Annotated in this window: 20 protein-coding genes and 1 pseudogene; 10 read left to right on the top strand and 11 right to left on the bottom strand. The window is 73.5% G+C overall.

Annotated elements, in window-relative coordinates:
* Window positions 1-29: 29 nt before the first annotated feature.
* Window positions 30-380: a chorismate mutase gene (locus OHA99_RS27965; protein WP_153180339.1), complete on the bottom strand. Its 351-nt coding sequence runs from the start codon at window positions 378-380 to the stop codon at window positions 30-32.
* 137 nt (window positions 381-517) lie between these two features.
* On the opposite strand from OHA99_RS27965, the gene OHA99_RS27960 reads away from it, so the two are divergent.
* Together OHA99_RS27960 and OHA99_RS27955 are read left to right on the top strand one after the other, a co-directional pair.
* Window positions 518-1,417 carry a hypothetical protein gene (locus tag OHA99_RS27960; RefSeq protein ID WP_153180338.1) on the top strand — a complete coding sequence of 300 codons (900 nt, stop codon included), beginning with the start codon at window positions 518-520 and terminating at the stop codon, window positions 1,415-1,417.
* 40 nt (window positions 1,418-1,457) lie between these two features.
* Window positions 1,458-2,081 (top strand): SIMPL domain-containing protein, encoded by a 624-nt coding sequence (locus OHA99_RS27955; protein WP_194280120.1) that lies wholly within the window; start codon window positions 1,458-1,460, stop codon window positions 2,079-2,081.
* Between the two features lie 7 nt (window positions 2,082-2,088).
* On the opposite strand, the gene OHA99_RS27950 is transcribed toward OHA99_RS27955, so the two are convergent.
* Window positions 2,089-2,814, bottom strand: a complete 726-nt coding sequence (locus OHA99_RS27950; protein ID WP_153180337.1) for a VWA domain-containing protein — start codon at window positions 2,812-2,814, stop codon at window positions 2,089-2,091.
* A gap of 154 nt (window positions 2,815-2,968) precedes the next feature.
* On the opposite strand from OHA99_RS27950, the gene OHA99_RS27945 reads away from it, so the two are divergent.
* Window positions 2,969-3,907, top strand: a complete 939-nt coding sequence (locus OHA99_RS27945; RefSeq protein ID WP_153180336.1) for a rhomboid family intramembrane serine protease — start codon at window positions 2,969-2,971, stop codon at window positions 3,905-3,907.
* Between the two features lie 13 nt (window positions 3,908-3,920).
* Window positions 3,921-4,841, top strand: a complete 921-nt coding sequence (locus tag OHA99_RS27940; RefSeq protein ID WP_153180335.1) for a chitosanase — start codon at window positions 3,921-3,923, stop codon at window positions 4,839-4,841.
* A gap of 140 nt (window positions 4,842-4,981) precedes the next feature.
* Here the strand turns inward: OHA99_RS27940 and OHA99_RS27935 are convergent, their stop codons facing one another.
* The 3 genes from OHA99_RS27935 to OHA99_RS27925 all read right to left on the bottom strand — a co-directional run bounded on the left by OHA99_RS27935 (window position 4,982) and on the right by OHA99_RS27925 (window position 12,192).
* Window positions 4,982-6,445: a glutamate synthase subunit beta gene (locus OHA99_RS27935; protein ID WP_153180334.1), complete on the bottom strand. Its 1,464-nt coding sequence runs from the start codon at window positions 6,443-6,445 to the stop codon at window positions 4,982-4,984.
* Window positions 6,438-11,039 (bottom strand): glutamate synthase large subunit, encoded by a 4,602-nt coding sequence (gltB, locus tag OHA99_RS27930; protein ID WP_405698286.1) that lies wholly within the window; start codon window positions 11,037-11,039, stop codon window positions 6,438-6,440. Before gltB ends, OHA99_RS27935 begins: the two co-directional genes overlap by 8 nt.
* Before the next feature lie 421 nt (window positions 11,040-11,460).
* A complete protein-coding gene (locus tag OHA99_RS27925) occupies window positions 11,461-12,192 on the bottom strand; it encodes a VIT1/CCC1 transporter family protein (protein WP_061445294.1) in 732 nt (243 codons plus the stop codon).
* A 235-nt stretch (window positions 12,193-12,427) separates the two neighbouring features.
* Here OHA99_RS27925 and OHA99_RS27920 point away from each other — a divergent pair.
* From OHA99_RS27920 to OHA99_RS27895, 6 genes and pseudogenes are all read left to right on the top strand, one after another.
* Window positions 12,428-13,412: pseudogene (locus tag OHA99_RS27920) on the top strand (ADP-ribosylglycohydrolase family protein); the annotation flags it as partial.
* Window positions 13,413-14,337: 925 nt separating this feature from the next.
* Window positions 14,338-15,600, top strand: coding sequence for an ADP-ribosylglycohydrolase family protein (locus OHA99_RS27915; RefSeq protein WP_366473726.1), 1,263 nt, complete (start codon window positions 14,338-14,340; stop codon window positions 15,598-15,600).
* A 5-nt stretch (window positions 15,601-15,605) separates the two neighbouring features.
* Window positions 15,606-16,784: an ADP-ribosylglycohydrolase family protein gene (locus tag OHA99_RS27910; protein ID WP_405699014.1), complete on the top strand. Its 1,179-nt coding sequence runs from the start codon at window positions 15,606-15,608 to the stop codon at window positions 16,782-16,784.
* Window positions 16,772-18,163, top strand: coding sequence for an ADP-ribosylglycohydrolase family protein (locus OHA99_RS27905; RefSeq protein WP_405698285.1), 1,392 nt, complete (start codon window positions 16,772-16,774; stop codon window positions 18,161-18,163). The genes OHA99_RS27910 and OHA99_RS27905 overlap by 13 nt, the downstream gene beginning before the upstream one ends.
* The gene (locus OHA99_RS27900; RefSeq protein WP_405698284.1) at window positions 18,145-19,386 is read left to right on the top strand and encodes a CaiB/BaiF CoA transferase family protein; all 1,242 of its coding nucleotides are present in this window, start codon (window positions 18,145-18,147) and stop codon (window positions 19,384-19,386) included. The genes OHA99_RS27905 and OHA99_RS27900 overlap by 19 nt, the downstream gene beginning before the upstream one ends.
* A complete protein-coding gene (locus OHA99_RS27895) occupies window positions 19,383-20,231 on the top strand; it encodes an HpcH/HpaI aldolase/citrate lyase family protein (RefSeq protein WP_381565773.1) in 849 nt (282 codons plus the stop codon). Before OHA99_RS27900 ends, OHA99_RS27895 begins: the two co-directional genes overlap by 4 nt.
* 76 nt (window positions 20,232-20,307) lie before the next feature.
* On the opposite strand, the gene lgt is transcribed toward OHA99_RS27895, so the two are convergent.
* From lgt to trpC, 6 genes are all read right to left on the bottom strand, one after another.
* The gene (lgt, locus tag OHA99_RS27890) at window positions 20,308-21,381 is read right to left on the bottom strand and encodes a prolipoprotein diacylglyceryl transferase (RefSeq protein ID WP_405698283.1); all 1,074 of its coding nucleotides are present in this window, start codon (window positions 21,379-21,381) and stop codon (window positions 20,308-20,310) included.
* A 76-nt stretch (window positions 21,382-21,457) separates the two neighbouring features.
* Window positions 21,458-22,231, bottom strand: a complete 774-nt coding sequence (locus OHA99_RS27885) for a thioredoxin domain-containing protein (RefSeq protein WP_366473730.1) — start codon at window positions 22,229-22,231, stop codon at window positions 21,458-21,460.
* 101 nt (window positions 22,232-22,332) lie between these two features.
* Window positions 22,333-23,148 (bottom strand): tryptophan synthase subunit alpha, encoded by an 816-nt coding sequence (gene trpA / locus OHA99_RS27880; RefSeq protein ID WP_153180326.1) that lies wholly within the window; start codon window positions 23,146-23,148, stop codon window positions 22,333-22,335.
* Entirely contained in the window at window positions 23,145-24,428 is a 1,284-nt protein-coding gene (gene trpB / locus OHA99_RS27875) for a tryptophan synthase subunit beta (protein ID WP_153180325.1), read from the bottom strand. The genes trpA and trpB overlap by 4 nt, the downstream gene beginning before the upstream one ends.
* Before the next feature lie 106 nt (window positions 24,429-24,534).
* Window positions 24,535-24,711 (bottom strand): tryptophan biosynthesis modulator TrpM, encoded by a 177-nt coding sequence (gene trpM / locus OHA99_RS27870; RefSeq protein ID WP_153180324.1) that lies wholly within the window; start codon window positions 24,709-24,711, stop codon window positions 24,535-24,537.
* Between the two features lie 21 nt (window positions 24,712-24,732).
* Window positions 24,733-25,542: an indole-3-glycerol phosphate synthase TrpC gene (trpC, locus tag OHA99_RS27865; RefSeq protein WP_153180323.1), complete on the bottom strand. Its 810-nt coding sequence runs from the start codon at window positions 25,540-25,542 to the stop codon at window positions 24,733-24,735.
* Window positions 25,543-25,648 lie beyond the last annotated feature (106 nt).

Raw genomic sequence — 25,648 nt, 5'->3', positions numbered from 1 at the left:
GCCCCCGGGGGCGGGGGCGCACTCCGGTCTCAGCCGGCGGCCGGTGCGTCGCCGGCGGCGTTGCTCTCGGCGATGCGCTCGTGGTGGTGGATCACCTCGGCGACGATGAAGTTCAGGAACTTCTCGGCGAACGCCGGGTCCAGCTTGGCGCTCTCGGCGAGGGTGCGCAGCCGGGCGATCTGCTGGGCCTCCCGGGCCGGGTCGGCGGGCGGCAGCCGGTGGCGGGCCTTGAGGTGGCCGACCTGCTGGGTGCACTTGAAGCGTTCGGCGAGCATGTGGACGACGGCCGCGTCGATGTTGTCGATGCTGTCCCGCAGCCGGGCCAGCTCCTCGCGGACCGCGGGTTCGACGGCACCGGTACCGGTGTTGCTGGTGGTCATGGGCGCACACCCTACGGGTGGGGGCCCGGCTGTCGCAGACCGTCTCAGGCGCTGAACGCCGCACGGTCCCCGTGCGGCTCCTACAGTGGGACCGGCAGGGCTCAGGGAGCAGGGTTCAGGCGTCTTGGGGGTAGGGCGTGGCGAACGGCGGACCGGTCGAGCACGGGTTCCCGCATCTGGAGACGGTGCGGGAGGCGGTCACGGCGCTGTACCGGCGGCTGTCGTACGACACCGTTCGGACCTTCTCGGCCAGTGTGGCCCCGGTGGACGTGGCGTTCTGCGACACGGACGACCTGTACCTGGGCACGCAGCGGGTGGCCCGCGAACTGGTGCGGCACTACCGGCTGCCCGACGCCCGCATGATCGTCTCCTTCCGCGAGATGACCCACGCGGCGAACGTGGAACTCACGGCGGGCCCGGAGTACTTCATCGAGCTGAACGACCGTTTCCGCACCCATCGCCGGGACATCGGCGCGGCCCTCGCGCACGAGGTGATGCACGTCTACCTGCACCGTCTCGACCTGTCCTTCCCCGGCACCCGGGCCAACGAGATCCTCACCGACACGGCGACGACGTACCTGGGCGCGGGCTGGCTGCTCCTGGACGCCTACCGGGAGGACGCGGCGTCCTCGCAGAAGCTGGGGTATCTGACGCCGGAGGAGTTCGGGTACGTCCTGGCCAAGCGGGCGCTGCTGTTCGGCGAGGACCCCTCGGTGTGGTTCACCAGTCCCCAGGCCTACACGGCGTACGGCAAGGGACTGGCCCGGGCGCGCCGGGACGAGCAGCAGCCGCCGCTGACCGCGGCCGGCTGGGCGGGCCGCCGCCGCTACGCCCGGGACCGCCGCCACGCGCAGGACCCGCACCCGGCCGGCCCGGCGGCGGACGGCGGCCCGTACGCCTTCACCGTTCCGGCGCCGGGGCAGCTCCGGGTGTCGTTCCCCTGCCCGACCTGCCACCAGCGGATCAGGGTGCCGGTGCGGGGGCGGGTCCGGGCGCGGTGCGGCCTGTGCCGGACGGTGCTGGAGTGCGACACCTGAACGGGAGCGCGGGGCGCGGGGACGCTGCTTGAATGCCCGTATGACACAGGCGATCGAAGACCCCTGGGGCATCAGCGTGTTCGGCTCGGGGACGGTGCGGGCCGAGCCGTCGTTCGCGCGGGTGCAGCCCTCGGTGGACGTGCTGGAACCGTCGCCGGAGCAGGCCTTCCAGCGGGCCGGGGAGGCCGTGGCCCGGCTGCGGGAGGTGCTGCGGCGGCACGGCGTGCCGGACGCCTCGGTCTCGGACTCCCGGCTCGTCCTCGGCTCGGAGTACGACGGTCACGGCGGTGGCCGGACGCTGCTCGGATACCGGTGCCAGGCGTCGTACTCGGTGGAGACCGAGGCGCTGGACGGTCTCGAGCGGCTGATCGTGGACGTGGTCGACGCCGGCGCGCACCGGATCGACGGCGTCGAGTTCGACGTGCGCGACAAGGCGGCGCTGCTCGACGAGGCACGGCGCAGGGCGGTGGCCGCCGCCCGCCGCAAGGCCCAGGTCTACGCGGAGGCGGCGGACGCGCGGCTGGGCCCGGTGCTGCACATCCAGGACGTGGAGGCGGGGCCGGTCGCCGCGTTCGCCCGGAGCGGCGGCCCGCCGGGCGCGCTGGTTCCGGGGGTGGTGGAGGTGTCCGCCCGGGTCGCGCTGGGCTTCTCCCTCAGGCACTGAGCCGTCCTCAGACGGGCCGCACGATCCCCTGGGCGCGTGCGGCCGCCAGCCACTGGGGGAACTCGCCCACCAGCCGGTCGTACAGCTCGGCGTCGGTGACCTTGCGGGGGTCGCGGCCCGCGTGGAAGAAGCCCGCGTTGTCGACGACCCGCTTGCCGGGCACCGCGAGTTCGTCCAGCTTGCGCAGGTACTCGAACTGGCGGCTGCCCGGGTCGCCGAAGCCGACGAACTGCCAGAACAGCGGCAGCGGGGCCGCCTTGCACAGGTAGCGCTCTGCGGCGAGCCGGTTGATCGGGCCGCCGTCGGTCTGGAAGACGACCAGGGCGGGGTGGGGGGAGCCGCTGTCCAGGTAGTGGTCGATGACGGCGTCCATGGCCAGGTGGTAGCTGGTCTTGCCCATGTGCCCGAGGCCGGACACGATCCGCTCGATCCGCCCCTCGTGGTCGGTGAGCGCGATCTCGGTGACGGCGTCCACGTCGGTGGAGAAGAACACCACGGGCACGGTGCCGTCGTCGTCGAGGTGGGCGGACAGGCTCAGCACCCGGTCGGCGAGCTCCTGGACGCTGCCGTCCTTGTAGTAGGGCTTCATCGAGCCGGAGTAGTCGACGACGAGGTAGACCGCGGCCCGGGTCCCGTCCATGCCGTGCTTGGTGAGCGACTCCCCGGCGGTCTTGTACAGGTCGACCAGCGCGGGCGCCGTCTCCCGCACCTTGGTGAGACTGATCGCGGTCATGCGGACTCCCCCCGTCACTGCCGCCCTGCGGCATCCGGGTGCCGAGGGTACGGCACCGCGCACCCCGCCTCCCGCCCGGTCCACCGGCATTCGCTATTTTGTTCGCCGCCGTCCCCACCGGCTCACCGTCCGCCCGTCCCGAGGAGCCGGCCCCGTGGATTCCGAGTCCACCGCCACCACCTGCTACCGCCATCCCGCGGTGGAGTGCCACGTCCGCTGCACTCGCTGCGAGCGGTACATCTGCCCGGACTGCATGCGGGACGCGCCCGTCGGCCACCAGTGTCCGGAGTGCGTGAAGGAGGGGGCGCGGTCGGTACGGCAGGCCCGGACCCTCGTCGGGGGCAGGATCTCGACGACGCCCGTGGTGACGTACGCGCTGTTCGCGCTGAACGTGCTGGCGTACCTGGCGGAGCTGGTGCGGCCGGAGCTCGTGGACCGGTTCGCCATGGTGGGTTCGCGGCCGGTCGCTGCGGACGGCACCCCGCTGCCCGGCGGTGACGGCCTGTTCCTGGGCTCCGGGCCGCTGCGGGTGGAAGGTGTCGCCGGGGGCGAGTGGGAGCGGATGCTCACCAGCGCCTTCCTGCACCAGTCGCCCTTCGAGGGCACGTTCGGGATCCTGCACCTCACGATGAACATGGTCGTGCTGTGGCAGTTGGGGCGGGTGGTGGAACTGATGCTCGGCCGGGTTCGTTTCCTCGTTCTGTACCTGCTGTCGGCGCTCGGCGGTTCCGTCCTGGAACTGGTGCTCGCCGATCCCGGGCAGGTCTCGGTCGGCGCGTCCGGGGCGGTCTTCGGGGTGGGGGCCGCGTACTACGTGCTGCACCGCAGGCTGGGCGCCGAGCGGGGGCGGGTCAACCGTTTCATGGCCTGGCTGCTGCTGTGGCTGGTGGTGTCCGCCTGGTTCACCTCGTGGCAGGGTCATCTCGGCGGCCTGCTGGTGGGCGGTGCGCTGGCCCTGGCGTACGCGTACGCACCCCGTGGCGGACGCCGGCTGGTGGTGCAGGCCGGGGCGGGGGCCGGGCTGGTGGTGCTGCTGGCGGTGACGGCGGCGGTGAAGGTGTCGGAACTGACCGGCGGAAGTGTTCCCCTATGAGAGGTGTCCCCCTGTGAAACGTGTCGGAGTGCTGCTCCTCGGGGCCCTTCCCGTGATCGCCGCGGGCGTGTACCTCGCCGTGCCGGACGACTCGGCCGGCTCGGCGGACACCGCGGCGGCCGCGTCCTCGTCGGCCCCGACCACCGCCGAGTCCGCCCGCGACGACGCCAAGGACCGGGCCGAGGAGGAGCGGGAGGCGGACGACGCGCTGATCGCCGACCTGCCGCCGGGGCTCGCCGCGCCGGCGAAGAAGGAGCTGGCCCAGCAGCTCGTGTCCAGCGCGGAGAACTCGACCACGAAGTGGCGCACCGCCTACGGCAGCATCCGGGACGTCGGCGACGGCGACGGGTACACCGCGGGCATCGTCGGCTTCTGCACCGGCACCCACGACCTGCTGACCCTGGTCGAGCGCTACACGGAAGCCCACCCGGACAACGGTCTGGCCGGCTATCTGCCCGCCCTGCGCGAGGTGGACGGCAGCGACTCCCACGAGGGCCTGGACCCGGGCTTCACGGCGGCCTGGCAGGCGGAGGCGGAGGTCCCGGCGTTCCGCGCGGCCCAGGAGGAGGAGCGCGACCGGGTCTACTTCGAACCGGCGGTGCGGCTGGCCAAGCTGGACGGCCTGGGCACGCTCGGCCAGTTCGTCTACTACGACGCGATGGTCTTCCACGGCCCCGACACCGACGCCGAGGGCTTCTACGGGCTGCGCGAGCGGGCCATGGCGAAGGCGAGGACGCCGGGGCAGGGCGGCGCCGAGAAGGCCTACCTGGAGACCTTCCTGGACGTCCGCAAGCAGGCCATGGAGGCCAAGCGCCCGGGCATCGACACCTCCCGCGTCGACACGGCCCAGCGCCGGTTCCTGGCGGCCGGGAACATGAAGCTGGCGACGCCGCTGGTGTGGGAGATGTACGGGGACACCTACCGGGTGCCCTGAGCATGCGACGGCGCCTGCCCATGGTCCGGTCGGGGACGGGGCAGGCGCCATCAGTGTTCCGCACGCCTTTGTGCGGGACGTTCTTCGGTTGTCCGTCCGTCAGGACGGTTGTCCGCCTCTCGGGACGGTTGTTCCGTCCGTCAGACCGCGAGGGCGCGGTCGGTCGGGCGGATCGGGGCCGGCAGTTCGCTGGCCCCGGTCAGGAAGCGGTCGGCGCCGCGCGCGGCCGAGCGGCCCTCGGCGATCGCCCAGACGATGAGCGACTGGCCGCGGCCGGCGTCACCGGCGACGAACACACCCGGCACATTGGTCTGGAAGTCGGCGTCCCGGGCGATGTTACCCCGTGCGTCGAGCTCCAGGCCGAACTGGTCGACCAGACCGTTCTCCTTGTCGGTGCCGGTGAAGCCCATGGCGAGGGTGACCAGCTGGGCCGGGATCTTCCGCTCGGTGCCGGGCTTCGAGGTGAGCTTCCCGTCGACGAACTCGACCTCGCTCATGTGCAGCCACTGGACGTTGCCGTCCTCGTCGCCCTCGAAGTGGGTGGTGGAGACGGCGTAGACCCGCTCGCCGCCCTCCTCGTGGGCGCTGGTGACCTTGTACAGCATCGGGAAGGTCGGCCACGGCTGGCGCACCGCGTCCCGCTCCTCGCCCGGGCGGGGCATGATCTCCAGCTGGGTGACGGAGGCCGCGCCCTGGCGGTGGGCGGTGCCGACGCAGTCCGCGCCGGTGTCACCGCCGCCGATGACGACGACGTGCTTGCCCTCGGCCGTGATCGGGGGCGCCACGTAGTCGCCCTCCTGGACCTTGTTGGCCAGCGGCAGGTACTCCATCGCCTGGTGGATGCCGTTGAGCTCGCGGCCGGGGACCGGCAGGTCGCGGGCGGTGGTGGAGCCGGCGGCGATGACGACGGCGTCGTAGCGCTTCTTGAGACTGGTGGCCGTCAGGTCGCGGCCGACCTCGACGCCGGTGCGGAAGCGGGTGCCCTCGGCGCGCATCTGCTCTATGCGGCGGTTGATGTGCCGCTTCTCCATCTTGAACTCGGGGATGCCGTAGCGGAGGAGGCCTCCGACGCGGTCCGCGCGCTCGTAGACGGCGACGGTGTGGCCGGCCCGGGTGAGCTGCTGGGCGGCGGCCAGACCGGCCGGGCCCGAGCCGATGACGGCGACGGTCTTGCCGGACAGGCGCTCGGGGATGCGCGGGGCGACGTCCCCGGTCTCCCACGCCTTGTCGATGATGGAGACCTCGACGTTCTTGATGGTGACCGGCGGCTGGTTGATGCCGAGCACACACGCCGACTCGCACGGGGCCGGGCACAGGCGGCCGGTGAACTCCGGGAAGTTGTTGGTGGCGTGCAGGCGCTCGGACGCCGCCGACCAGTCCTCGCGGTAGGCGTAGTCGTTCCACTCGGGGATCAGGTTCCCGAGCGGGCAGCCGTTGTGGCAGAACGGGATGCCGCAGTCCATGCAGCGGCTGGCCTGCTTGCTGATGATCGGCAGCAGGGAGCCGGGGACGTAGACCTCGTTCCAGTCCTTGACGCGCTCGTCGACGGGACGGGTCCTGGCGACCTCGCGTCCGTGGTTCAGAAAGCCCTTGGGATCAGCCATTGGTCGCCGCCTCCATCATCTTCTCGGTGGTCTCGGTCTCGGAGAGACCGGCTCGCTCGGCGGCGTCCTTGGCGGCGAGCACTGCCTTGTACGTGCGGGGGATGAGCTTGCTGAAGCGCTCCACGGCGGCGGGCCAGTCGGCCAGCAGCTTCCCGGCGACCGTGGAGCCGGTCTCCTCGGCGTGGCGGCGCACCACGTCGTGCAGCCAGTCCTTGTCGGCGTCGTCCAGTTCCTGGATCGCGTCGGCGTTGCCGGCGTTGACGTTGTCGCGGTCGAGGTCGACGACGTAGGCGATGCCGCCGGACATGCCGGCCGCGAAGTTGCGCCCGGTCTCGCCGAGGACGACCGCGTGGCCGCCGGTCATGTACTCGCAGCCGTGGTCGCCGACGCCCTCGGAGACGACCAGCGCGCCGGAGTTGCGGACGCAGAAGCGCTCGCCGACCTTGCCGCGCAGGAACATCTCGCCGCCGGTGGCGCCGTAGCCGATGGTGTTGCCGGCGATGGTGGAGTACTCGGCGAGGTGGTCGGCGCCCCGGTCGGGGCGGACGATCACGCGGCCGCCGGAGAGGCCCTTGCCGACGTAGTCGTTGGCGTCGCCCTCCAGGCGAAGGGTGATGCCGCGCGGGACGAAGGCGCCGAAGGACTGTCCCGCGGAGCCGGTGAAGGTGATGTCGACGGTGTCTTCGGGCAGGCCGCCGCCACCGAACTTCTTGGTCACCTCGTGGCCGAGCATGGTGCCGACCGTGCGGTTGATGTTGCGGATGGCGACCTGGGCGCGCACCGGGGCGGCCTGGGTGGCGTCCGGGGCGGCCAGCGCGTCGGAGGCGAGCTTGATCAGCTGGTTGTCGAGCGCCTTCTCCAGGCCGTGGTCCTGGTCGACGGCCTGGTGGCGCACCGCGCCCTCGGCCAGCGCGGGCACGTGGAACAGCGGCTCGAGGTCGAGGCCCTGCGCCTTCCAGTGGTCGACCGCGCGGGTCACGTCGAGGGTCTCGGCGTGGCCGACGGCCTCCTCGATGGAGCGGTAGCCCAGCTCGGCGAGGATCTCGCGGACCTCCTCGGCGATGAACCGGAAGAAGTTCACGATGTACTCGGCCTTGCCGGAGAAGCGCTCCCTGAGGACCGGGTTCTGGGTGGCGATGCCGACCGGGCAGGTGTCCAGGTGGCAGACGCGCATCATGACGCAGCCGGAGACGACGAGCGGCGCGGTGGCGAAGCCGAACTCCTCGGCGCCGAGCAGCGCGGCGATGACGACGTCGCGGCCGGTCTTGAGCTGGCCGTCGGTCTGCACGACGATGCGGTCGCGCAGGCCGTTGAGCAGCAGGGTCTGCTGGGTCTCGGCGAGGCCCAGCTCCCAGGGGCCGCCCGCGTGCTTGAGACTCGTCAGAGGCGAAGCACCCGTGCCGCCGTCGTGGCCGGAGATCAGCACCACGTCCGCGTGCGCCTTGGACACGCCCGCCGCGACCGTGCCGACGCCGACCTCGGAGACCAGCTTGACGTGGATCCGCGCCTGCGGGTTCGCGTTCTTCAGGTCGTGGATCAGCTGGGCGAGGTCCTCGATCGAGTAGATGTCGTGGTGCGGCGGCGGGGAGATCAGGCCGACACCGGGGGTGCTGTGCCGGGTCCTGGCGACCCAGGGGTACACCTTGTGGCCGGGCAGCTGGCCGCCCTCGCCGGGCTTGGCGCCCTGGGCCATCTTGATCTGGATGTCGTCGGCGTTGACCAGGTACTCGGAGGTGACACCGAAGCGGCCGGAGGCGACCTGCTTGATGCTGGACCGGCGCGCCGGGTCGTACAGGCGCTCCGGGTCCTCGCCGCCCTCACCGGTGTTGGACTTGCCGCCCAGCTGGTTCATGGCGATGGCGAGGGTCTCGTGCGCCTCCTGGGAGATGGAGCCGTACGACATGGCGCCGGTGGAGAAGCGCTTGACGATCTCGGAGACGGGCTCGACCTCGTCGATGGAGATCGGCGGCCGGCCCGACTTGAAGCCGAACAGGCCGCGCAGCGTCATCAGCCGCTCGGACTGCTCGTTCACCCGCTCGGTGTACTTCTTGAAGATGTCGTACGTGCCGGAGCGCGTGGAGTGCTGGAGGCGGAAGACCGTCTCCGGGTCGAACAGGTGCGGCTCGCCCTCGCGGCGCCACTGGTACTCGCCGCCGATCTCCAGGGCGCGGTGGGCCGGCGCGATGCCGCTGGCCGGGTACGCCTTGGCGTGGCGGGCGGCGACCTCCTGGGCGACGACGTCGATGCCGACGCCGCCGATCTTGGTGGCGGTGCCGTTGAAGTACTCGGCGACGAAGGCCTCGTCCAGGCCGACGGCCTCGAAGACCTGGGCGCCGCGGTAGGAGGCGACGGTGGAGATGCCCATCTTGGACATGACCTTGAGGACGCCCTTGCCGAGGGCGTGGATCAGGTTGCGGATGGCCTGCTCGGGCTCGCCGTCGTCGGTCTGGAGGAAGGTGCCGGCCCGGACCAGGTCCTCGACGGACTCCATCGCGAGGTACGGGTTGACCGCGGCGGCGCCGAAGCCGATCAGCAGGGCGACGTGGTGGACCTCGCGGACGTCCCCGGCCTCGACCAGCAGGCCCACCTCGGTGCGCTGCTTGGTGCGGATGAGGTGGTGGTGGACGGCGGAGGTGAGCAGCAGCGACGGGATCGGTGCGTGCTCGGCGTCCGAGTGGCGGTCGGACAGGACGATCAGCCGGGCGCCGTTCTCGATGGCGGCGTCGGCCTCGGCGCAGATCTCCTCGATGCGCGCGGCCAGCGCGTCGCCGCCGCCGTGCACCCGGTAGAGCCCGGAGAGGGTCGCGGCCTTGAAGCCGGGCATGTCGCCGTCGGCGTTGATGTGGATGAGCTTGGCCAGCTCGTCGTTGTCGATCACCGGGAAGGGCAGCAGGACGCTGCGGCACGAGGCGGCCGTCGGGTCGAGCAGGTTGCCCTGGGGGCCCAGTGAGGAGCGCAGGGAGGTGACCAGTTCCTCGCGGATGGCGTCCAGCGGCGGGTTGGTGACCTGGGCGAAGAGCTGGGTGAAGTAGTCGAAGAGCAGCCGGGGGCGCTCGGAGAGCGCGGCGATGGGCGAGTCGGTGCCCATGGAGCCGATCGGCTCGGCGCCGGCCTTGGCCATCGGCGCGAGGATGACGCGCAGCTCCTCCTCGGTGTACCCGAAGGTCTGCTGGCGGCGGGTGACCGAGGCGTGGGTGTGCACGATGTGCTCGCGCTCGGGCAGGTCGGACAGCTCGATCTCGCCGGCTTCCATCCATTCGGCGTACGGCTGCTCGGCGGCGAGCTGGGCCTTGATCTCGTCGTCCTCGATGATGCGGTGCTCGGCGGTGTCCACGAGGAACATGCGGCCGGGCTGGAGGCGGCCCTTGCGGACGACCTTGGCGGGGTCGATGTCGAGGACGCCGACCTCGGAGCCGAGGACGACGAGGCCGTCGTCGGTGACCCAGTAGCGGCCGGGGCGCAGACCGTTGCGGTCGAGCACGGCGCCGACCTGGGTGCCGTCGGTGAAGGTGACGCAGGCGGGGCCGTCCCAGGGCTCCATCATCGTGGAGTGGAACTGGTAGAAGGCGCGCCGGGTCGGATCCATGGAGTCGTGGTTCTCCCACGCCTCCGGGATCATCATCAGCACCGAGTGCGGCAGCGACCGCCCGCCCAGGTGCAGCAGCTCCAGGACCTCGTCGAAGGAGGCGGAGTCGGAGGCGTCCGGCGTGCAGATCGGGAAGAGCCGGTCCAGGTCGGAGGAGGATCCGAAGACGTCCGAGGCGAGCTGGGACTCGCGGGCGCGCATCCAGTTGCGGTTGCCCTTGACCGTGTTGATCTCGCCGTTGTGCGCGACGAAGCGGTACGGGTGGGCCAGCGGCCAGGCCGGGAAGGTGTTGGTGGAGAACCGGGAGTGCACGAGCGCGATCGCGGAGGCGAAGCGGCGGTCGGACAGGTCCGGGAAGAACGGCTCCAGCTGGCCGGTGGTCAGCATGCCCTTGTAGACGATGGTCCGCGCGGACAGCGACGGGAAGTAGACACCGGCCTCGCGCTCGGCGCGCTTGCGCAGCGCGAAGGCGTGGCGGTCCAGGGCGATGCCCTGCGAGGCGCCGTCGGTCACGAAGATCTGGCGGAAGACCGGCATCGTGGAGCGGGCGGTGGCACCGAGCATCTGCGGGGCGACCGGGACCTCGCGCCAGCCGAGGACGGTGAGGCCCTCCTCGCCGGCGACGGCCTCGATGCGGGCGACGGCCTCGTCGGTGCCGTCGACCGGCAGGAAGGCGATGCCGACGGCGTACGACCCGGCCTCGGGCAGGTCGAATCCGGCGACCTCGCGGAAGAAGGCGTCCGGCACCTGGGAGAGGATGCCGGCGCCGTCGCCCGAGTCGGGCTCGGAGCCGGTGGCGCCGCGGTGCTCCAGGTTGCGCAGCACGGTGAGTGCCTGGTCGACCAGGGTGTGGGACGCCTCGCCGGTGAGGGTGGCGACGAAACCGACGCCGCACGCGTCGTGTTCGTTGCGGGGGTCGTACATACCCTGCGCGGCAGGGCGAGCATCCATGAAGGACCAGTTCTGGCCATTCGCGGAGTGCTGGGACGGCTGGCGCGGCGTACGCATCGGCTCTCCCGTCGTCGTCATCTGGCATGTGGCAAGTGCCGAGGGACGACGTTGGCCCTCTGCGTGGGTGCATCAGTGGCTGAAAAATTTGGTGCAGGTTACATGATGGATTGGTTCTCGGTAAACGGGACAATCCGTTCCAACATGCGGACACCGAAGGGTCGCGGTGGGGGTTCCGCACCCGTGGTGGAGGCTATGGAGACCGACGCGGACAGATCGATGTCCGTCGGCCGGAGGGGGCGGAGGGAGCGTCGTCGCCCACTCCGCCGATGCGCGACAGGCTTCATTGCCCACAGCGCTTACGGCTCATGCCCGGAGATTAAGCACTCGAAACCAGCGAGTAACGGCTACGGGCGGGGCTGCGGGCAGCGGCCGCGTGCGGCGACTACTTATGCAGCCCCTCGCATAAGTTCGAGCCGGGCTATCCTACGGCCGTTCCGAACAGGCTGCCCAGGAGATACGTCACACCGGCCGCCGCCCCGCCGAGGGCGAGCTGCCGCAGGCCGCTGTACCACCAGCTACGGGCCGTGACCTTGGCGACCACCGCGCCGCACAGGAACAGCCCGGCCAGGGCGAGCAGCACCGCGGGCCACAGGGCACTGGCGCCGAGCAGGAAGGGCAGCACGGGGAGCAGGGCGCCCAGCGCGAAGGACCCGAACGAGGACACGGCCGCCACGGTCGGCGAGGGCAGGTCGGAGGGGTCGATGCCCAGCTCCTCGCGGGCGTGTATCTCCAGGGCCTGCTCGGGGTCGCTGGACAGCTGGCGGGCCACCTCGCGGGCCAGCTCCGGCTCGACGCCGCGCGCCTCGTAGAGCGCGGCCAGCTCCGCCTCCTCGTCCGCCGGGTGCTTGCGCAGCTCGCGGCGCTCCACGTCCAGCTCGGCCTCGACCAGCTCGCGCTGGGAGGCGACGGAGGTGTACTCGCCGGCGGCCATCGAGAAGGCACCGGCGGCCAGCCCCGCGAGGCCACTGATCACCACGGTCTGCTGGCTCGCCGTGCCGCCGGCGACACCGGTCATCAGGGCCAGGTTGGAGACCAGTCCGTCCATCGCGCCGAAGACTGCGGGGCGCAGCCAGCCGCCGTTCACGTCGCGGTGGGTGTGGTTGTCGCGGTGCGCCTCGTGCAGCGCCGCCTCGGTCTCGATGATCGCCATGAGGGTTCCCCCGGGGAAGCTAGTTTGGACTCATTCCACTTTTTAACAACACCCAATCTACGCCGATCATTTCCGTCCTGCCAGCAAGGAAAGGCTGGGCTTACCTGCGGTTTTACCTCCCCACACTCATCCGTGATCTTGTCCGCTCACATGTCGACCGGGTGACACCGGCCCCGGTTCGGCTGCGGTGCGCACCGCACCGGGGACAGATGTGCCGAGGGAGAGGAGAGGCCGCATGGCATCCACCGCCTGCATTCCCCCGGTCCCCGCGTCCCAGGGCGCCGTCGGGCTCCGCGACCGGGCCCGGGGCGCGCTGCTCGGGCTGGCCGTCGGGGACGCCCTCGGGGCACCGGCCGAGAACATGAAGCCCTCCGAGATCCGCGCCCGCTGGGGCCGCATCACGGGGTACGTGGCCGACCGGCCCGCCGGTACCGACGACACCGAGTACGCGATCTTCTCGGGCCTGCTGCTGGCCCGCCACGGGGCCGGACTCACCCAGGCCCACGTGGAGACGGCCTGGCACGAGTGGATCGCGGACCGGGAGGAGGGCCCGTTCCGGGGCGCGGGCTTCAGCGAGCGCGGCACCCTGGAGAACCTGCGCCGGGGTCTGGCCGCGCCGATCTCCGCCCAGCACCGGCACGCCTGGAGCGACGGGCTCGCGATGCGGGCCGCGCCGCACGGCGTGTTCGCGGCCGGACGGCCCGCGGAGGCGGCCCGGCTGGCGGCGATCGACGGCTCGGTCAGCCACGAGGGCGAGGGCATCTACGGCGGCCAGGCGGTGGCGGCGGGTGTCGCGGCGGCGATGGCCGGGGCGTCCACCGTCGCGGTGGTGGCCTCCGCGCTGGCCGTCGTCCCGGACGACTCCTGGACGGCGCGCTGCCTGCGCCGCGCGATGACGGCGGCCCACCGCGGCGAACGCGCGGTGCGCTCCGCGGTGGTCATCGGCGGCTACCCGTGGACCGACCTGGCGCCCGAGGCCGTCGCCCTCGCCTTCGGGGCGTACGCGGCGGCCGACGGCGACTTCACGGACGCCGTCCTGACGGCCGTCAACATGGGCCGCGACGCCGACACCACCGCCGCGGTGGCCGGTGCCCTGGCGGGGGCGACCGGGGGCGTCCACGCCATCCCGCCCGACTGGGCCGCCGCCATCGGCCCGGTCCGCGGCACCTGCCTGCCGACGATGGCCGGCCACCACGTCCTGGAGGTCGCGGACCTGCTGACCCGTGCGGCACGCCAGGCACCGCCGGACGCGACGCGAGCACCGGGGGGCGCGGAACGGGCGCCCCGGTACCCGGAGCGCGCACCCCACGGCCCGGAGCCAGCACTCCGGGGCACGGAGCCAGTGCCCCACGGCCCGGAGCGGGTGCCCCACGCCCCGGAGCGGGTGCCGTCCGGCGAGGAGCGGGTGCCGCCCGGCGAGAGGCGGGTGCCGCCCGGCGAGGAGCGGGTGCCGTCCAGCGAGGAGCGGGTGCCGCCCGGCGAGGAGCGGGTGCCGTCCAGCGAGGAGCGGGTGCCGCCCGGCGAGGAGCGGGTGCCGTCCAGCGAGGAGCGGGTGCCGCCCGGCGAGGAGCGGGTGCCGTCCAGCGAGGAGCGGGTGCCGCCCGGCGAGGAGCGGGTGCCGCCCGGCGAGGAGCGGGTGCCGCCCGGCGAGGAGCGGGTGCCGCCCGGCGAGGAGCGGGTGCCGCCCGGCGAGGAGCGGGTGCCGCCCGGCGAGAGGCGGGTGCCGCCCGGGGCACCACCGAGCGCGGAAGCGGCGCCCCACCACCCCGGACGGGCGCCCCACCGCCCCGAGCGGATGCCGTCCGGCACGGAGCAGATGCGGCCGGACGCGGAAACCCTTCCGTTGCCGCTGGGTGCGCTACGGACCCCGCCGCACACGAAACCGGCACCACCGGGCACGAACCCGGCGCCCCACCGCCCCGAACCGGCGCCGTCCGGCACGGAGCGGGGAGCAGGCGGGGCGCCGGTCCAGGAACCGGCGCGGGGGACGCGGGGCCAGGAGGCAGGTCCGCCTCCCGTACCGGACGAGCCGGCCGGCGTCGCGCTCCCGCCCGGCCGCACCGCACCCGCCGGCACCCGCCCTCCGCCCGGCCCGGGTGCGCACCCGCCCGGCGCGGACGCCGGCGCGACGGCCGAGGTGGGGCCGTGAGCAGGGCGCGGGGCGGGGCCGAGGCGTCGGGCGTCACGGCGTACGTCGAGGCGCCCGGGGGGCCGGAGAGGGACGCACCCGCCGGGAACGGTCACCGGCCGGGGACGGCCGCGGCGTCCCGTGCGGTACCGCTCGGCGACCGCGTCGAGGGGCTCCTCCTCGGGCTCGCCGCGGGAGACGCCGCCGGCTGGCCCGCCGCCCGGCACCGGGCCGCCCGGATGCCGGAGTGGACGCGGCGGCTCACCCGCGAGCTGGACACGTTCGCCGAGCGGAACGCCACCACCACTCTCCCCGTCCCCATCGCCCTGAACCAGCCCCCGGAGCCGCTGCGCCTCGGCCCCTCGGACGACGCCGAGTGGGCGGCGTTCGCGGCGGAGGCGGTGCTGCGGGCCGGGGACGACAGTCTGCTGGGGGACCTGAGCCGAGACCGCCGGATGCGCGCCGCGATCGACCTGACGTGGAACGCCGTCGCCAGCGAGGTCGCCGCGGCGGCCGACCGCGCCCCCGAGGTCGAGTCGGCGGTGCTGCCGCTGCGCGCCCGCATCTCGGTGCGCGCCGGGCTCGGCAACCTCGCCGCAGGACTGCGCCCGCCCGCCACCGGCCACGACAACCCGCACTACTTCGACGACGCCGCCTGCGTACGGGCCTGCGTCCTCGCCGTCGCCCACCCCGGCGACCCGCACGCCGCCGCCGACCTCGCGGAGTTCGACGCCCGCTACACCCAGGACGGGGACGGCGTGCACGGCGCCCGGGCGATGGCGGCGGCGCTGTCCCGCGCGCTGGACGGCGCCGACGTGGACGCCTGTGTGGCGGCCGCGCTCGCCGAACTCCCCGAGGCGACGGAGATCGGCCGCAACGCCCGCCAGGCCCTGGCCCTCGCGGCGGACGCCGAGAGCACCTTCGCCCTGGTCCCGCTCCTCGAGCACCGCATCGTCGACCACGTCTACAGCTACGGCATCGCCGCCGCCGAGACCGTCCCGGTCGCCCTCGCCCTGGCCGACGCCGCCGGTGGCCGCATCGCCGAGGCGGTACCGGCCGCGGCGTGCCTGTCCCGGGTCGCGGACTCCGCCCCCGCGCTGGCCGGCGCCCTCACCGGCGCGCTCGGCGGCGGCACGTCGGTCCCCGCGTCCTGGCGGGACGCCTGCCGCACCCTGCCCGGCTGCGTACTGCCCCGGCTCACCGGCACCGACCTGGTCGAACTCGCCGCTCTCCTGCACGCCACGCAACCGTCCCGACCGGAAGGACGAGGCACCCAATGACCCCCATGACACCCATGGCCCCCAGCACCCCGAACACCGCGCCCCTCGAGGAACGCGTCACCGGCGCCCTCGTCGGCGCGGCCGTCGGCGACGCGCTCGGCGGCCCCGTCGAGGGCTACTCCCCCGAGCAGATCCTCGAACGCCACGGCGGCCGCGTCCACGGCGTCGTCGGCCCCTGGAACGGCGACGCCTGGCGCACCGCCCGCCCCGTCGCGCCGTACCACAAGGGCGACGGCCACGTCACCGACGACACCTTGATGACCCACGCGCTGGTCCGGGTCTACGGCACGGTCCGCGACCACCTCGACGCATACGCGGTCGCCGAGCACCTGGTCCCCGACCTGATCACCCACCCGCGCTGGATCCCGGAGCTGGAGGCCGAGGCGCTTCCGCTCCAGCGGATCTTCCTCGCCGAGAAGTGGCTGGTCGCGCGGATCCACTACGGCCACGTGGACCCGCGCGAGGCCGGCGCCGGCAACATCGTCAACTGCGGTGCCGCGATGTACATGGCCCCGGTCGGCCTGGTCAACGCGGCACACCCGGCGGCCGCCTACGCCGAGGCCCTGGACGTCGCGGGCGCGCACCAGTCGTCGTACGGCCGTGAGGCGGCCGGTGTCTTCGCGGCGGCGGTGGCCGCGGCGTGCGTGCCCGGCGCGACCCCGGACTCGGTGATCACCGCCTGTCTGTCCCTGGCCAAGGACGGCACCCGGGCCGCGATCGAGGCGGTGTGCGACGTGGCCGCCCGCCACTCGGACTTCGAGTCGGCGCTCGCACCGCTGCGGGCGGCGGTCGCCCCGTTCGACACCGTGGGTCCCGACTACCGCGCACCCTCCCTCGGTGCCCGCCGCCCCTCGCGCCTGCACGCGATCGAGGAGCTGCCCGTCGCCCTCGGCATGCTGCTCGTCTCCGGCGGCGACTTCCGGCACGCGGTCCTCGGCGCGGTCAACTACGGCCGCGACTGCGACTCCATCGCCACGATGGCGGGCGCGCTGGCCGGGGCGCTGGGCTCGCCGGTGCCCGAGGACTGGGCCAAGACCGTCGCGGAGGCGAGCCGCCTGGACCTGTGGGAACCGGCGGCGACGCTCACCGCCGTCGCGCGGGAGGTCTTCGCGCGCGACGTACGGCGCCGCCGCGCCCACGAGGAGGCGTTCGCGGAGATCGGGGGCGCGGGATGCTCCGGCTGACCTGGGTCCAGCCCGAGGACCTGGTCGGCCACGAGCTGCGCCAGGCGCGGCTGGACGGCCGCGACGCGTCGGCGGTCGCGGCCCGCTGGCGGGCGGCGGGCGGCACCGAGGCCCCGTCCCGGGCCGGTGCCTCCGCCCGGCCCCGGCCCGTCTCCCCCCGCCTCCGTCGCCTGGCGGAGGATCTCCTGGACGAACTCTCCCGTCTGCCGTCCCCGGCGGCGGACGCCGAGCCGACGGACCTGGGCCGGATCAGAGCGCTGTGCCCCGACTGGCCGTCCCCGCGCCCCGCCGCCTCCGTGTCCTCGTCCGCCGCCCGGCTGGAGGCCGCCTGGCTCGGCCGCGCCGTCGGCTGCCTCCTCGGCAAGCCCGTCGAGAAGCTGCCCCTGACCGGTATCCGCCTCCTCGGCCGGGCCACCGGCAACTGGCCCCCGGCCACGTACTTCACCGCCCGCGGCGTCCCCCGCGACCTGCTGGCCGCGTACCCCTGGAACCGCCGCTCCGCGTCCACCTCCCTCGCCGAGAACATCGACGGCATGCCGGAGGACGACGACCTGAACTACCCGCTGCTCAACCTCCTGCTGCTCCGGCGCCACGGCAGGGCCTTCACCACCGACGACGTGGCCCGCGTCTGGCTCGACGAACTCCCGCCCGGCCGCACCTTCACCGCCGAGCGCGTCGCCCTCCGCAACCTCCTCACCGGGCTCGAGCCCCCGGACACCGCCCGCCACCGCAACCCGTTCCGCGAGTGGATCGGCGCCCTGATCCGCGCCGACCTGCACGGCTGGACCAACCCCGGCGACCCGGCCGCCGCCGCCGGACAGGCCCACCGCGACGCGGCCCTCAGCCACACCGCCAACGGCGTCTACGCGGCGATGTTCGCGGCGGCCGTCGTCGCCGCCGCGGCCCCCGCCGACGCCCCCGACGTCCACGCCTGTCTGCGCGCCGGCCTCGCGGTCGTACCGCCCGGCTCCCGGCTCGCCGGGGCCGTCCGGCACGCCGTGCGGCTCGCGGGCGCGCACGCCGACTTCGACACGGTCGTGGACGAACTCCACGCCGTGCACTCGCCCGCGCACCACTGGGTGCACGCCGTTCCCAACACCGCCCTGATCGCCGCCGCGCTCACCCACGGGGACGGCGACTTCACCGGCTCGGTCTCCCGCGTCGTCTCCGGCGGCTGGGACACCGACTCCAACGGCGCCACCGTCGGCGGCGTCGTCGGACTGCTCGCCGGTTCCGCCGCCGCGCTGCCCGAGCGCTGGACGGCCCCGCTGAAGAACCGCCTGGCCACCTCCGTCGGCGGCTTCGACGGCACCGGCTTCGACACCCTCGCCCACCTCACCCACCGGGAGGCCACCCGCCCATGCCCGAGCCCACCGTGACCTCCGCGGCCTCCGCGACCGCCGTCCCCGCTCCCTCCGCCGCCCCGCTCACCGGCCTGCGGGTCCTCGACCTCGCCACCCTCTTCGCGGGGCCGCTGGCCGCCACCATGCTCGGCGACTTCGGCGCCGAGGTGATCAAGGTCGAGCACCCCACCCGGCCCGACCCCTCCCGGGGGCACGGCCCGTCGAAGGACGGGGTCGGCCTGTGGTGGAAGCTGCTGGGCCGCAACAAGCACACGATCACCCTGGACCTGTCGAAGCCCGCCGGGCGCGCCACCCTGCTCCGGCTCGCGGCCACCGCCGACGTCGTCGTCGAGAACTTCCGGCCGGGCACCCTGGAGAAGTGGGACCTGGGCTGGGACGAGCTGTCCGCCGTCAATCCGCGCCTCGTCCTCACCCGGGTCACCGGCTTCGGCCAGTTCGGCCCGTACGCGCGCCGCCCCGGCTTCGGCACCCTCGCCGAGGCCATGAGCGGCTTCGCGGCGATGACCGGCGAGCCGGACGCGCCGCCGACGCTGCCGCCGTTCGGCCTCGCCGACTCGATCGCGGCGCTGGCGACGGCGTACGCCGTGATGACGGCGCTGGCCGCCCGGGAGCGCACCGGCGAGGGCCAGGTCGTCGACATGGCGATCATCGAGCCGATCCTCACCGTGCTCGGCCCGCAGCCCCTCTGGTACGACCAGCTCGGCCACGTCCAGCCGCGCACCGGCAACCGCTCGCAGAACAACGCCCCGCGCAACACCTACCGCACCGCCGACGGCACCTGGGTCGCCGTCTCCACCTCGGCCCAGTCGGTCGCCGAGCGGGTGATGCGGCTGGTGGGCCGCCCGGAGCTGATCGACGAGCCCTGGTTCGCGACGGGCGCCGACCGGGCCCGGCACACCGACGTGCTGGACGCGGCGGTCGGGGACTGGATCGCCCGGCACTCCCGCGCGGACGTGCTCGCCGCGTTCGAGAAGGCCGAGGCGGCCGTCGCGCCGGTCCAGGACGTGCGGGACGTGATGGCCGACCCGCAGTACCAGGCCCTCGACACCGTCACCACGGTCGACGATCCGGAGCTGGGCCCGCTGCGCATGCAGAACGTCCTCTTCCGGCTCTCCGCCACCCCGGGCGCGATCCGCTGGGCGGGCCGCCCGCACGGCGCGGACACCGAGGAGGTGCTGACCGGGCTCGGACTCACCCCGGCGGACGTCAAGGAGCTGCGCGAGGAGGGCGTCGTATGACCGCACCCCTGACCGTATCCACGTCCGCTCCCCCGCTGACCTGGCTGTACGTGCCGGGGGACCGGCCCCGGGTGGTGGCCAAGGCGCTGGCCGCCGGTGCCGACGTGGTGGTGGTCGACCTGGAGGACGCGGTCGCCGCCGACCGCAAGGAGTACGCCCGCGACGCCACGGCCGAGCTGCTCACCGCGCCGCAGCCGGTGCCGGTGCACGTCCGCGTCAACGCCCTGGACGGTCCGCTCGCCGCCGCGGACCTGGCGGCGCTGGCCGCGCTGCCCGGCCTGTCCGGGCTGCGGCTACCCAAGGTGACGGCGCCGGAACAGGTCACCGAGGTCGCGTCGGCCGTCGGCGGGTCGCCGCTGTACGCGCTGCTGGAGACGGCCCTCGGCGTCGAGCGGGCGTACGGGATCGCCGCCGCCCATCCGGCGCTGCGCGGCATCGCCCTCGGGGAGGCGGACCTCCGGGCCGATCTGGGGGTGCGCGGGGACACCGGCCTGGACTGGTCGCGCTCGCGCGTGGTCGTGGCCGCGCGGGCGGCGGGGCTCGCTCCGCCGTCCCAGACGGTGCATCCCGACACCCGGGACCTGGAGGGCCTGGCCGCGTCCTGCGCCCACGGCCGCGCCCTGGGGTTCCTGGGGCGGGCCGCGATCCACCCCCGCCAGCTGCCGATCATCGAGCGGGCGTACCTGCCGACCGAGCGGGAGCTGGAGGAGGCGGAGACCATCGTGAAGGCGGCCACGGTGCAGCCGGGCGCGCAGGCACTGCCGGACGGCCGGTTCATCGACGCGGCGGTGGTGGCGACGGCCCGGCGCACCCTGTCGCTGGCCCGGCGGCCCACCCTGTCCTGAACGCCCCCACTCCGCACACGCCGAGGGCGCCCGGGGAAGTCCCGGGCGCCCTCGGCGGCGTGTACGGCGGGCGGGGTCAGCCCTTCTTGGCGGAGTCGGCCCCGTTCTTCACGCCGTCGGCGTCCTTCTCGTCCCCCGCGTCCGCCGCCGCGTCGTCCGCGTCCCCGGGGGCCTTGGCGGCCTCGGGGACGTCGGTCTGCCCCGGAGCCTCCTCGGAGCCCGCGGTGTCCGGGCCGTCGGCCGCGCTGTCCGCGGAGGCCGTCCCCGCGTCCTCCTTCGCGTCCGTCTTCGCGTCCTTCTCCCCCTCGGGCCCGGCGTCGCCGTCGGCGGACTCGGCGCCCGGCTCCACCACGGCCTCCCGGCCCGGCCGCATCCGCGCCGAGAGCACCATGTACAGCACGGCCAGCAGGAAGACGAAGAGCGCGGTCCAGTTGTTCAGGCGCAGGCCGAAGATGTGGTGGGCGTCGTCGACGCGCAGGTACTCGGTCCAGAACCGGCCCGCGCAGTACGCCGCCACGTACAGGGCGAAGGCCCGCCCGTGGCCGAGCCTGAAGCGGCGGTCGGCCCAGATGACGAGCAGCGCGACACCGATGCACCACAGCGACTCGTACAGGAACGTCGGGTGGTACGTGCCCGGCAGCCGTCCGTCGGCCGTCGAGGTGATCTCCACGGCCCACGGCAGGTCGGTCGGCTTGCCGTACAGCTCCTGGTTGAACCAGTTGCCCCAGCGGCCGATGGCCTGCGCGAGGGCGATGCCGGGGGCGACGGCGTCGGCGTACGCCGGCATCGGGACACCCCGGCGCCGGGCACCGATCCAGGCACCCACCGCGCCGAACGCGATCGCGCCCCAGATGCCGAGTCCGCCCTCCCAGACCTTGAAGGCGTCGACCCAGTCACGGCCCTCGCTGAAGTACAGCTGGTAGTCCGTGATCACGTGGTAGAGGCGTCCGCCGACCAGGCCGAAGGGAACGGCCCAGACCGCGATGTCGGCCACCGTGCCGGACCGCCCGCCCCGGGCGATCCAGCGCTTGTTGCCGAGCCAGACGGCAACGAAGACGCCGATGATGATGCAGAACGCGTAGCCGCGCAGCGGGATGGGTCCGAGGTACAGCACCCCGCGCGACGGGCTGGGAATGAAGGCAAGTTCCATGGCAGGGTCGACGCTACCGTGTCGGACGGGGAGCGCGGCGAGCAGCCCGGCTACGGGTCCGTAACGAGCGGGCGCGCTACTTGTTGGCGTCCTCCACCATCTGCTTCAGCTTGGCCGGGGTCATGGAGCGGTCCTGGTAGATGTTCTTGCCGTCCAGGAGCACCGTCGGGGTGCCGCTGAAGCCGCCTTCCTGGAAGGCCTTGTTGGACTTCTCCACCCAGCTGTCGTGCTTGCCGTCCTTCACGCACTCCTGGAAGAGGGCGGTGTCCAGGCCGTCGACCTTGCCCGCCAGGTCGAGCAGCTTGCCCTCGTCGGCGAAGGCGTCGTCGGTCTCCGGCGGCTGGTTGTCGTACAGCACGTCGTGGTACGCGGGGAACTCCCCGGCGTCCTGGGCGCAGGCGGCGGCGTTGGCCGCCTTGCGGGAGCCGGTGCCGCCCATGTTGCCGTCGATGATGGTCGCCAGGTGGTACTCGACCTTGAGCTGCCCGGCGTCGGTCAGCTCGTGAACGGTGTCGCGGTACGCCAGCTCGAAGGCCTTGCAGGCCGGGCAGCGGAAGTCCTCCCAGACGACGAGCGTGGACTTGGCGCTCTCCTTGCCGACGGGGATCGCGAGGCCGTCCTTGCCCTGCGCGCCCGAGGGCGCCACGATCGGACCGCTCGACTCGCTGCCGTCGTCCTTGCCCGCGTTCGCGGCGACCACGCCGATCACCGCCGCCAGGCCCAGGACGCAGACCACGCTCGCGCCGACGATCAGCGCACGGCGGCGCTTGTCCCTGGACTTCTGCTTCTCGCGCTCGGCCGCCAGCTTCTCGCGGGCGCCGCGCTTTCCCTGTCGGTTCTTCTCGCTCACACCCCGCAGAACGAACCGGGGAGGCGCAGCGCGCCTCCCCGGTCCCAGGTCCACTCGTACGAGGGACCCCTGTCATGTGCCCGTCCGTCGGACGGCGACGGTCACGCCTGTCCGCGCACGCCCTTCGCCAGGTCGGCGGCGAGCGCGCGGACGCCCTCGACGCCGGCCGCGTCGTCGGGCGCGTCCAGCATCCGCTTGACGAAGGCGGAGCCGACGATCACACCGTCGGCGAAGCGGGCGACCTCGGCGGCCTGGGCGGCGTTGGAGACGCCGAGGCCGACGCAGACCGGGGTGGCGGTGGTGGCGCGGGTGCGCCGCACCAGGTCCTCGGCCTGCGCGCCGACCGACTCGCGGGTGCCGGTGACGCCCATGAGGGAGGCGGCGTAGACGAAGCCGCTGCCGGCCGCGGTGATCTCGGCGAGGCGCGCGTCCTTGCTGCTGGGCGCGACCACGAAGACCGTGGCGAGCCCGTGCTTGTCGGCGTGCTCCCGCCACAGCGCCGACTCCTGGACGGGCAGGTCGGGCAGGATGCACCCGGCGCCGCCCGCCTCGGCCAGCTCGGCGGTGAAGCGCTCCACGCCGTAGCGGTCGATGGGGTTCCAGTACGTCATGACGAGGATCGGCTTGCCCGTGGCCTCGTGCGCCTCGCGGACCGTGCGCATCACGTCGGCGATCTTCAGGCCGCCGCGCAGGGCGATGTCGTCGGCGGTCTGGATCACCGGGCCGTCGAGCACCGGGTCGCTGTGCGGCAGGCCCACCTCGACGACGTCGGCGCCGCCGTCGAGGGCGGCCTTGATCGCCGCGATCCCGCCGTCCACGGTCGGGAACCCGGCCGGGAGGTAGGCGATCAGGGCGGCGCGGCCCTCGGACTTCGCCGCGGCGAGGGTGTCGTTCAGCAGCTGCACGTTCCCGCTCACTTGGCGTCCCCCTGAATCTCGGCGGTGCCGGCGGCGTCCTCGGTGACCTCGGCGTCGGTGTCGTACAGCCCGAAGTAGCGGGCGGCGGTGTCCATGTCCTTGTCGCCGCGGCCGGACAGGTTGACCACGATCAGCCCGTCCTTGCCCAGCTCCTTGCCGACCTCCAGGGCGCCGGCCAGCGCGTGGGCGCTCTCGATGGCCGGGATGATGCCCTCGGTGCGCGACAGCAGGCGCAGCGCCTGCATGGCGGCGTCGTCGGTGACCGCGCGGTACTCGCCGCGGCCGGAGTCCTTGAGGTGGGCGTGCTCGGGGCCGATGCCGGGGTAGTCCAGGCCGGCCGAGATGGAGTACGGCTCGGTGATCTGGCCCTCCTCGTCCTGGAGGACGTAGGACCGGGAGCCGTGCAGGATGCCGGGCTCGCCCGCGGTCAGGGTGGCCGCGTGCTCGCCGGTCTCCACGCCGTGCCCGGCGGGCTCGCAGCCGATGAGGCGGACGTCCGCGTCGGGGATGAAGGCGTGGAAGAGGCCGATGGCGTTGGAGCCGCCGCCGACGCAGGCGATCGCGGCGTCGGGGAGACGTCCGGCCTGCTCCAGGAGCTGGCGGCGGGCCTCGACGCCGATGACGCGGTGGAAGTCGCGGACCATCGCCGGGAAGGGGTGGGGACCCGCGACGGTGCCGAACAGGTAGTGGGTGCGGTCGACGTTGGCGACCCAGTCGCGGAACGCCTCGTTGATCGCGTCCTTCAGCGTGCGGCTGCCGGACTTCACGGCGACGACCTCGGCGCCGAGCATGCGCATGCGGGCCACGTTGAGGGCCTGGCGGCGGGTGTCGATCTCGCCCATGTAGATGGTGCAGTCGAGGCCGAAGAGGGCGCAGGCCGTCGCCGTCGCCACGCCGTGCTGGCCCGCGCCGGTCTCGGCGATGACGCGGGTCTTGCCCATGCGCTTGGTGAGCAGGGCCTGGCCGAGCACGTTGTTGATCTTGTGCGAGCCGGTGTGGTTCAGGTCCTCGCGCTTGAGGAAGATCCTGGCTCCGCCGGCTTCGGCGGCGAAGCGGGGGACCTCGGTGAGGGAGGACGGGCGGCCGGTGTAGTGGACGAGAAGGTCGTCCAGCTCGCGGGCGAACTCCGGGTCGGACTTGGCCTTGTCGTACTCGACGGCGACCTCGTCGACGGCTGCGACGAGGGCCTCGGGGATGAACTTGCCGCCGTACGCCCCGAAGTAGCCCTCGGGGCTGGGGGTTCGACCCTCCGGGTCGGGGATGAAGAAGGTGCTGGGCATGCGGGTACCTCACGGTGAGTGTCTGGTGGGGACTAATCGCCGTGGGGGCGGGGACCTCTTGTCGGCTGCCGGCCATCGGTGGCTGGTCGCGCAGTTCCCCGCGCCCCTAAAAAACGGGGCGTTGCCATCGCTGTCCGTTTACCTGCCCGGGCTCGTCTCCGATGACGTACCGCACCCGGCGGCCATGCACCCTGCGTGCGGGCGCGCGGCAGCCTCGGGGCCGGCAGCCGCGCGCGAGGCGGGCGTACGGGTCCCGGGGGGCCGGAATGAGTACGGGTGTCATCGCTGTCAGCCTACCGGGGTGTCAGCCCCGGCCGTGGCGCAGTGCCGGGTGTTCGCCGGCCGCCACCAGGTCGGAGACCGCGGTCTTCGGGTCGCGGCCGGTGACCAGGGACTCGCCGACCAGGACGGCGTCGGCGCCCTCGTTGGCGTAGGCGATGAGGTCGTGCGGGCCGCGGACGCCGGACTCGGCGACCTTGACGATGTGCGCGGGGATCTCCGGGGCGACCCGCTCGAACGTGCCGCGGTCGACCTCGAGCGTCTTGAGGTTGCGCGCGTTGACGCCGATGACCTTGGCGCCCGCGTCCACGGCGCGCTCGACCTCGTCCTCGTCGTGCACCTCGACCAGCGGGGTGAGTCCGATGGACTCGGCACGCTCGATCAGCGACTCCAGGGCCGGCTGTTCGAGGGCCGCGACGATCAGCAGCACGAGGTCGGCGCCGTGCGCGCGGGCCTCCCACAGCTGGTACGAGGTGACGATGAAGTCCTTGCGCAGCACGGGGATGTCCACGCGTGCGCGGACCGAGTCCAGGTCGGCCAGCGAGCCGCCGAAGCGGCGCTCCTCGGTGAGGACGGAGATGACGGCGGCGCCGCCCGCCTCGTAGTCGGCGGCGAGCCCGGCCGGGTCGGCGATGGCCGCCAGCGCGCCCTTGGACGGGCTGGAGCGCTTGACCTCGCAGATGACCTTGACTCCGTCGCCACGCAGTGCGGACACACCGTCCTTGGCGGGGCGTGCCTCGGCCGCGCGCTCCTTGAGCTCGTCGAGGCTGACGCGCGCCTGCCGCTCCGCGAGGTCGGCACGGACTCCGTCGATGATCTCGTCGAGCACACTCACAGCGAGCGGCCCCCTTTCAGACGGCAAAACGTGTGGTCACTGTGATGGTATCCGCAGCCGGGCACCGGTCCCGCATCCGGCCTTCACCGGTCCCACTACCTGGACG

The sequence above is a fragment of the Streptomyces coelicoflavus genome (genome assembly GCF_045041415.1).
GTDB lineage: Bacteria > Actinomycetota > Actinomycetes > Streptomycetales > Streptomycetaceae > Streptomyces > Streptomyces coelicoflavus.
This window is presented reverse-complemented; position numbering and strand designations above follow the sequence as displayed.

Bases quoted from the DNA above. Each gene is read 5' to 3' on its own strand.
- OHA99_RS27965 (WP_153180339.1), bottom strand. From the start codon at position 380: ATGACCACCAGCAACACCGGTACCGGTGCCGTCGAACCCGCGGTCCGC.
- OHA99_RS27955 (WP_194280120.1), top strand. From the start codon at position 1,458: ATGACACAGGCGATCGAAGACCCCTGGGGCATCAGCGTGTTCGGCTCG.
- OHA99_RS27950 (WP_153180337.1), bottom strand. From the start codon at position 2,814: ATGACCGCGATCAGTCTCACCAAGGTGCGGGAGACGGCGCCCGCGCTG.
- OHA99_RS27935 (WP_153180334.1), bottom strand. From the start codon at position 6,445: ATGGCTGATCCCAAGGGCTTTCTGAACCACGGACGCGAGGTCGCCAGG.
- gltB (WP_405698286.1), bottom strand. From the start codon at position 11,039: ATGCGTACGCCGCGCCAGCCGTCCCAGCACTCCGCGAATGGCCAGAAC.
- OHA99_RS27925 (WP_061445294.1), bottom strand. From the start codon at position 12,192: ATGGCGATCATCGAGACCGAGGCGGCGCTGCACGAGGCGCACCGCGAC.
- OHA99_RS27910 (WP_405699014.1), top strand. From the start codon at position 15,606: ATGACACCCATGGCCCCCAGCACCCCGAACACCGCGCCCCTCGAGGAA.
- OHA99_RS27905 (WP_405698285.1), top strand. From the start codon at position 16,772: ATGCTCCGGCTGACCTGGGTCCAGCCCGAGGACCTGGTCGGCCACGAG.
- OHA99_RS27900 (WP_405698284.1), top strand. From the start codon at position 18,145: ATGCCCGAGCCCACCGTGACCTCCGCGGCCTCCGCGACCGCCGTCCCC.
- OHA99_RS27895 (WP_381565773.1), top strand. From the start codon at position 19,383: ATGACCGCACCCCTGACCGTATCCACGTCCGCTCCCCCGCTGACCTGG.
- lgt (WP_405698283.1), bottom strand. From the start codon at position 21,381: ATGGAACTTGCCTTCATTCCCAGCCCGTCGCGCGGGGTGCTGTACCTC.
- trpB (WP_153180325.1), bottom strand. From the start codon at position 24,428: ATGCCCAGCACCTTCTTCATCCCCGACCCGGAGGGTCGAACCCCCAGC.
- trpM (WP_153180324.1), bottom strand. From the start codon at position 24,711: ATGACACCCGTACTCATTCCGGCCCCCCGGGACCCGTACGCCCGCCTC.